Annotated in this window: 1 protein-coding gene; it reads right to left on the bottom strand. The window is 79.3% G+C overall.

What is annotated here, in order from left to right; genetic code table 11:
- Positions 1 to 74 precede the first annotated feature (74 nt).
- A complete protein-coding gene (locus ABZ641_RS38910; protein ID WP_359989432.1) occupies positions 75 to 1,067 on the bottom strand; it encodes an aldo/keto reductase in 993 nt (330 codons plus the stop codon).
- Positions 1,068 to 1,115: the final 48 nt, after the last annotated feature.

Genomic DNA, 1,115 nt, shown 5'->3' with positions numbered 1-1,115 from the left:
AGCGGCGGGCCGCCCCGAGGAGGGGTGGCCCGCCGCTGCGGCGCATCCGCGGTCCGGGGCCTCCGCCGGGCCGCTCAGGCCCAGGGCAGCGCGGCCCTCGTCCGCCAGTAGGCCTCCGCCGGCTCGGCGAGCACCGCGAGCCCGGCCAGGTCGGACGGCGCGACGGCCAGCCCGGCGGCCGAGAGGTTGGAGGCCAGCTGCCCGGCGGTGGCCGCGCCGGAGAGCACCAGGTCGGCCCAGGGCTGCGCGGCGGCGGCCGCCAGCGCCAGGGCGTCGCAGGAGGCACCGGTACGGGCGGCGACCTCCCGCAGCACGGCGGTGTCGGGGCCGGTCGCGTTCCGGTCGGCGAGGCGGCCGTTGGCCATGCCCTCCTTCACCACCACCAGCCAGCCGGCCGCGTGCGCCTCGGCGAGCGCCGGCGCCGCCGAGGTCTCCAGCAGGTTCCAGGTCGACTGGACGGCGGAGAACAGCGGCCGGCCCTCGAACTCCACCGCCAGCGCCGCCCGCACCGCCTCCCCCTGGGCCGGCCCGCTGGTGGACAGCCCGACCCGGACGCCCTCCGCGGCGAGCCCGGCCAGGCGCTCGTGCAGCGCCGGGTCGGTCAGCGCCGGACTGTCGGGCGTCACCGAGTGGACGAGGTAGACGTCCGGCAGCCGGCCGAGGGACGCCCGGGTCTCCTCCACCTGCCGGTCGAAGACCGCGACCGTGTGCTCCTTGACCTCGTGGACGGGCACGCCCGAGGCGCGCCAGTCGGCCGTGTAGGTGTAGCCCCACTTGCTGCCCACCACCGATTCGGCCGCCGCCCGCGGCCGGGCGGCCAGCCACCCGCCGAGGAACTCCTCCGCCCGCCCGTAGGAGCGGGCCGTGTCGAAGTACCGGACGCCGGCCGCGAAGGCGGCGTCGAGCAGCGCGTGCGTCCGCTCCCGCAGCGCCTCGACCGTGCGCTCGGCCGGCAGGTCGAGGTCCCGCCCGAGGGTGATGTAGCCGGGCCGGCCGACCGCCGCCGTGCCCAGGCCGAACCGGGCGATCGACGGGCCGGCGGGTCCGGTGGCTGCTGCGGCCGGCATGGCGGGGTCCTCTCGGTGGTGCGGGCGGGCGGGCCGGTGCGCCCCGCC

This window comes from Kitasatospora sp. NPDC007106 (assembly GCF_040634455.1).
Classification (GTDB): Bacteria; Actinomycetota; Actinomycetes; order Streptomycetales; family Streptomycetaceae; genus Kitasatospora; species Kitasatospora arboriphila.
Note: the sequence above shows the minus strand (reverse complement) of the source record. Positions and strands in the feature narration are given on the sequence as shown.

Coding starts and splice junctions, on each gene's coding strand:
- ABZ641_RS38910 (WP_359989432.1), bottom strand. CDS start 1,067: ATGCCGGCCGCAGCAGCCACCGGACCCGCCGGCCCGTCGATCGCCCGG.